The sequence below is a fragment of the Sinomicrobium sp. genome (assembly GCA_029266035.1).
Classification (GTDB): domain Bacteria; phylum Bacteroidota; class Bacteroidia; order Flavobacteriales; family Flavobacteriaceae; genus Sinomicrobium.
The window spans coordinates 46,605-53,369 of record JAJUFH010000022.1; the positions used below are offsets into that span (position 1 = coordinate 46,605).

The following is a 6,765-nucleotide window of genomic DNA, read 5'->3' on the forward strand; positions in this document are numbered from 1 at the left end:
GATATATTATATATAATTTTTAATTTGATAAAAAAAGACTTTTATCTAAAGTAAAGCCCTCCGTTGATATCCAGTGTTATCCCCGTGATATACCTTCCTCCCTCACCACATAAAAAGGCTACAGAAAGCCCTACATCTCTGGTATTTCCCAAACCTAAAGGAATGGATGCTCCAAGTTTTTTCATCCCCTCCTCTCCGTGTGTCGTTCTCGAAAGTTCTGTCTCTATAACACCGGGTGCAATAGCATTTACTCGGATACCAAAGGTAGCACCTGTTCTGGCTAGAGCTTTGGTAACTCCAAATATCCCGCTTTTGGATGCTGAATAGTGTACGTGGCCTTTTAGAGCACCTTGATGACCGACAACAGAACTCACATTGACAATACTACCTCCTTTTTTCTTCATGATTTCCATGGCGTATTTAGAGCACAAAAAACAACTGGTAATATTTGTTTTCATAATAAATTCCCAGTCAGATAGTGAGGTGGCAAATATATCCTGTGACTTATCCGTTCCCGCATTGTTGACCAAAATATCCAATCTACCGTATTCGCTGTAGATACTTTCAAACATCGACTTCACTTCTTCTTCTGAGGTCACATCCGCCTTTATAAAAATGCATTTTCTACCCAGCACCCTAATAGTTTCGACCACTTCCTTTACCGCATCATCGAGTTTCAGATCGTTGATAAAAATATCAGCTCCTTTCTCAGCAAGCACCAGAGCTATGCCCTTTCCGAGTCCCCTTCCCGATCCTGTTACCAGCGCAACCTTGCCTTTTAAATCTTCCATACCACAAAATGTTTATACGTATTCATTTCTGTTATTCTACAATTTTGTCTTTGTGAAAAGAGGAAACACAAGCCCATAAGATCAATAGTCCTCCTACGATGTAAAAGACAGCGAGTAATGCCAAACCTGACGTCAAGCCCACCAATGGCTTCATCATCCCCAAAATAGTAGGTGCAAACGAACCAATGATATAAGCAAACATAATCATAGATGCGGCTACCGAAGCTCTGTTTTCCTCTTTCGTCACCGAAAACAAGGAGGCGTATATATTAGAGTCGTACATCCCTCTAAACAAGCCAAACAGACCTAGACCAATATATACCCAAAATAGCGATTCCCCCATTGCCATCATAATGATAAAAGGTGCCCCAAGCAAAAGGGAAAAGGCCTGCAATCGCAATCTCATCACTCGATTTTTGGCGGCTAAGCGATCTGATAGCTCACCGGCAACCATCACACCTACAAAAGCAAAAATATGGTGATAGAACATAGACGAAAAACCTGCTTCGGTTACAGACAGCGAAAATTTTTCGTGTAAAAAAGTAGGCGTCCAAGTCAGATATCCCACATTGACAAAGACCATACAGGAAAAAGCCCCTGTCAACAATACAGCAGTCTTCTTTTGCAGTAACAACCTGACTCCACTAATCAGGGAAACACTCGCCTCTCGTTTTTCCCTGCGCTTGCCGTCCTCCAACCTAAAATACATTAAAAGGAAAAGGAGAACACCTATTCCTCCAAAAATAAAAAAAGCAGTCCTCCAACCGTAATTCTCTGAAATATAAGCTCCTAAAAATCCACTCCCAATAATCCCCGCGTAAAGTGCTGTCTGGTGAATGGCCATGGCCAGACCGATTTTTGAATTAAACTTCTCCCCAATCAAGGCATTGGCTGCCGGAGCATAAAAAGCCTCGCTCCCTCCAACGATAGATCGAAGGATAATTAAGGTGATTATCCCACCTGAAAAACCCGTTAAAAGTGTGGAAAGACTCCATATTAAAACACTGAAAATGATAACTCCCTTTTTGCTGAACTTATCTCCCACATAGCCGGCCACAGGCACCATAACCCCAATAGCTAATATGAAAACAGACGAGATTAACCCTAGCTGGGTATCTGATAGTTCTAGGTCCAATTTGATGATTGGCAAAGCCACATTAAATATCTGCCTGTCCGCCTGATTAAAGAAAAACGCAAGCCAAAGAAGTGAAATTACCTCCCAGTTAAATTTTTTGTGATTTTTTTTCATTATCAATAATTAGTGTTCCAAATATAGTATATTATATATTATATACAATATTATTTTTTGATTTTTCACAAAAGTTGTTTCACACAGCATCAATTTTAGAAAACAATATAATCCAAAAAAATGCAGACATTATTACAACTTCCCAAATAGATCTGTTTTACACACCCAAAATTATTTTCATCCCAAATCCCCTTATATCACAAAAGAGGGAGTAAGAAAAGTTTTGGTAGTGTTTTATACTAAAGACTGATGTAGTTGTTGTGCAAATGTTATGGAGGTGGTTAGTACAGACAAAAAAAAATGCTCAAGTGTTACTTGACTCGCTATGTGTAAACTTCCGATATGTTTTGAAAGTCGGGGCAACCCTTGCGGTTGCCCTCCCCTGGTTTGAAATGTTATTCATCGCTTTGAATCATTGTTCATTATTCTGAATCATTGTTCATTATTCTGAATCGTTGTTCATTATTCTGAATCGTTGTTCATTATTCTGAATCGTTGTTCATTATTTTGGACGTCCGCAAGGGACGTCACTACGGGGAATCCGTTGTACGGATTCCCTTTTGCATGATCCGTTTTTCTTCATTCGCGATTCACGAAAGGATTTGCTGCGCACATCCTGCAAAGCTCCGCTTTGAAAATAGTACAGACAAAAAAAACGCTCAAGTAAACTTGGCGTTTTTTTTGTCTGTACTATTTATTCGTGACCTCGCCAGGATTCAAACCTGGAACCTCTTGAGCCGTAATCAAGTGCTCTATTCAGTTAAGCTACGAGGCCTTTTTGAGGGTGCAAATATATGTATATTTCTATCCCAAACAAAGAAATTAAAAAGAAAAAAAGAAGTTTATCACAGAGAAATGATATCTCTTTTCTACTGCACCGTGATTATTTAAACTTATGACATACGGTAAAGCCGTCTTCCGGGACTTCTATCCGGGTTTTAACTCCATTCCACTTAATGTTTATCACCCCGCCCCGATGTGTTGGGTCGCTCACATATACCTTTTCTTTATCCAGTAAAACAAGACATGGGCGATCTGTTTCTAACTGCTTACTTCCAATCTTTAACGTACCCGGGGAGAAAAAAGCAGACATTACAGTCTTGTCGTCAAACAGTACTGCCTGACAGTCTCGATTGTTTTGTAGTATCTTCCATTGCGGATTATCGACGAGTTGTTGAACCTCCTGCACTGTTTTGGATGTAGTAATAATATATCCGGTTGAATCGCTATTTGCAGTATTGTGTTTCATTACGGGTAAGTAGATGTCTTCTGTAAGGAGTTGATCCGGACGAGATGTATTGATTTCCGACCACCTTCCGCTTACCGCTCCAATCTTTATGTTCACACAGGCGGAGCTCAGGGGGATATAAGCAATCCCGGAATGATATATCCAGTCTACTCCTTCAAGAATATGCTCTCCTTTGCCCAACGCCTTGTCTATCTCACTTACTCTAACCTCTCCTTGTAAGCTAGACTGGTCGATGGCTGTATAAACTTCTCCTTTTACATTTACAGGATTCAGACCAGAGATCAGGCAAACTACCATATTGTTGTGTACAGCCCATATTTTTCTGGCCGACAGCGAGGCGTAACCACTGCTATCTTCAAGTTTGTAATCCATAGCAGTAAGCCCACTCTCCCAGCTTCCCACGCTGCCTACAAAGTCCTTTCTATCTATTCGTTCAGCTCCACGGAACGCTGTTACCCCCGGGAGAAATTTCCAATCCCAAACGGGCATCATATTGTAATACTCCTTTCCGTTTCTAACAATATAAGCATCCCCGCTATTTAACAACTGCCCTTTCAGGTTCTCTCCGTTGATCTGCTCAGTAGACAGTGTGCGGCGGGAGATTGTTTTGAGAAAAAAACTGAAATCATCATTGTGGTATACTGTAAAATCTGAATATGGATAGTACCTAAATCCGGTAAGGTGCGATCTGCCTTCCTGATATTGTAATAAAGTTGTGTATTCCTCCGCCCTTTGCGGACTTAACTCTTTCAACAAAGGGATTAGCTTCCGTATATCCGGACTTCTCAGCTCTCCTACCCTACTGGATGCTCGATCTATTGTTCCAGGAACCGTATTTATTCCACGTGCCATCCATTGCCACCCTTCAAAAACAAAATCTTCAAGAATATTGACTTTCTCCTCAGGAAAGGCAAAAGACGTTTCTCTCAGTTCCCATGCGAGGCGAACGGTTTGACGTAAAAAGGCCTCGCCGTAGTGGTAGATTTGCAAACGGGAGTGATGTTGATGATAGCTGTAATCGGGTTGTATTCCTTCTCCGGTAGAAACTTTAATCTCCTCAACGATATGGTCTCTGTACTCCTTGACCAATTCTTTATTTTCGGTAAGTATTCCGTAATGTAGTCCCAAATCGGCAATCCAAATCAGGTTGGCTCCCTTTCCCAAGCCTACAGGGCCTCGGGTGTCCGATTGCCCTCTAAACTGATAGAGTACCTCTAGTGCTTCTTTCCTATCTTCCGAGCTGAGATCATCGTTGAGAAGGAATAGAATATCCCTCATTATTCGGGGTACACCGATGCGGTTGAACCACCAATTATCACTCTTATACTTATGGTCTAGCCAATGCCTTAAACCTTTTATAATTGCTTGCCACAAGTCGTCTTTTCCAAAATTATCAGAATTGGGGTTTTTCCAGGCATAGGCCATTTTTTCTACGCGTTGCAAATGCCATGTCGGCTTCCAGTCGGCTAATTTTTGATCGGTGTAATCAATATCAGACCACTGGCCGTTTTCGTCGAGCGATGCTGCGTATTGACCAACAAGGGGGTCTTCTTTTTTTAAACGGTATAAAAACTGAACATATCGATTATATACGGTTTTAAAATCGGCTCTGTTCTGAGCTTGTATCATTGTATCAACGGCTACCAGACTTACTCCTGCCAAGAGATGACAGCTAAATAGCCCGAATACTATTGTTGCATTCACACTCAACACCTTGTATCGATTATTCATAAACCCTTGTCTTTTAGATAGCCCGGAATTTTAACGGGACTTCAATATAGCAATTATCTCCAAAAACAACAGCTATTTAAACTTAAGATGCTCGGAAGAATACAAGGATGGGGATGGGCTACGACCGAAGATTAAATAAGATACCGTCCTTTTTTCTCCTATAGGTATACACGGTATACTGACACAGATAGCCCGACACGTATCTGGCGATGAATACGCCTATCAGCACGGGAATAAAAAGATTAAACCCACCACCAGCTAAAGCGCAGGTGAGAAACAAGGCCGTAAGAGGTGCGTGGATAGCCGCACTCAGCATAGCGCCGGCACCTATCAAGGCAAAATTGAGGAGAATGAGATCAGTTTGAAAATAATGGTTACAACACACAGCTAAGAGTATACCCAACAGCGCTCCAGTAACAAGACTGGGAGCAAATACCCCACCGTCTCCTCCGGCTCCAAGCGTCAACGAGGCCGCGAGAGGTTTGAGCAGCACAATACCGAGCAAGGGAAGCATAAAACCAAGTGAAAATGTCATATAGTCGTGCGCTATCCATTCAGATACGGCGTGATAACTATCTCCGTACAAGGCAGGAAAGAGAAATATACCAGCACCGACTAATATAGCTCCGAAGTTTACACGTATAAAGTCGCTTTTTATAGCTGAAAATCGCTCCTTTACAAAAATAACGCTCTTGGTAAAGTAAACCGCTGCAATTCCCGCCAATATACTCAATAAGATTACAAATGGTACAGCTTCTGTATTCCACAGGGAAACACTAAAATCAAAAAGCTTACTACTATCAAAAAAATATACGAATAACCAAGCCGGTATTACTGCAATCCCGCAACTTAAAAGCATTGTTCTGGTAACTTTTCTCGAAATAACCTCTATACCAAAAAGTAAACCTGCTAGCGGACTCCCAAATAATACCGTAATTCCAGCTGCCACTCCGGCACACACTAGTTCGGGCTTGTAAATATTAGCCACCCCTTCCTTTCTTCGGGCAGAAGCTCCGAGAGCTGCTGTCGCTACCACTGTGGAAACTTCTATTCCGGTAGATCCACCCGTGATAACAGTGAGAAAACCATTGATATAGTGGGAAGGTACCTTGTAAAAAGGCAATTCGTCTCTTCTATTATCAAGAGTGTGAAAGATTTCGGCTATTCCTTTGTTTTTCTTTCCCTTAAAAAGATACTTTCGGGTAAAATATATCATAGTAATCCCCACAGAGGGCAACACAAAAGACAACCACGGCCACATATAAACCTGTTCGAGAAAGTGTTCTTCAAAAAATTCTGTGATCTTTTTGAGTGAGTACCCCAATAAGGTAGCTAGGGAGCCCACAATTATTGCCCCAGTGATCAACCCGTAGTAACTCCTTCTGATCGTCTTTTTCTTCATGACGTAAAATACGTGTTTTCTACAAAAATTTTCGATGCAAAATTAGAATAACACAATCAATAAAGTATAAAGAAATACGGTTTTTATTCGGTGATTTATAATATCCCCGTTGAGACGCACGGCCGTGCGTCTCAACAGGAGCCTGCGGCTCAACGGGGGCCGTGAGTACGGGCGAATTGCAATTCGCCCCAACCGGCCCCAACCGGCCCCCAACCTTAGCCATAAAAAAAACCCCTCACCACGATGTGATGAGGGGTTGATAAGAAGGCGGCGACATACTCTCCCACTAATGCAGTACCATCTGCGCGCATGGGCTTAACTTCTCTGTTCGGAATGGTAAGAG

Annotated in this window: 4 protein-coding genes, 1 tRNA gene and 1 rRNA gene; all 6 read right to left on the reverse strand. The window is 41.8% G+C overall.

The window, feature by feature from the left end; all coding sequences use genetic code 11:
- Positions 1-41: 41 nt before the first annotated feature.
- Positions 42-791 carry an SDR family NAD(P)-dependent oxidoreductase gene (locus ACYZZR_RS10520; RefSeq protein WP_461533964.1) on the reverse strand — a complete coding sequence of 250 codons (750 nt, stop codon included), beginning with the start codon at positions 789-791 and terminating at the stop codon, positions 42-44.
- 31 nt (positions 792-822) lie between these two features.
- Positions 823-2,040, reverse strand: coding sequence for an MFS transporter (locus tag ACYZZR_RS10525; RefSeq protein ID WP_461533965.1), 1,218 nt, complete (start codon positions 2,038-2,040; stop codon positions 823-825).
- A 701-nt stretch (positions 2,041-2,741) separates the two neighbouring features.
- Positions 2,742-2,815: transfer RNA gene (locus tag ACYZZR_RS10530), tRNA-Arg, on the reverse strand.
- 108 nt (positions 2,816-2,923) lie between these two features.
- Positions 2,924-5,020: a polysaccharide lyase family 8 super-sandwich domain-containing protein gene (locus tag ACYZZR_RS10535; protein ID WP_461533966.1), complete on the reverse strand. Its 2,097-nt coding sequence runs from the start codon at positions 5,018-5,020 to the stop codon at positions 2,924-2,926.
- Between the two features lie 118 nt (positions 5,021-5,138).
- Complete coding sequence (locus ACYZZR_RS10540; protein WP_461533967.1) at positions 5,139-6,422, reverse strand: chloride channel protein; 1,284 nt, start codon at positions 6,420-6,422, stop codon at positions 5,139-5,141.
- A gap of 262 nt (positions 6,423-6,684) precedes the next feature.
- Positions 6,685-6,765, reverse strand: a 5S ribosomal RNA gene (rrf, locus tag ACYZZR_RS10545); the annotation flags it as partial.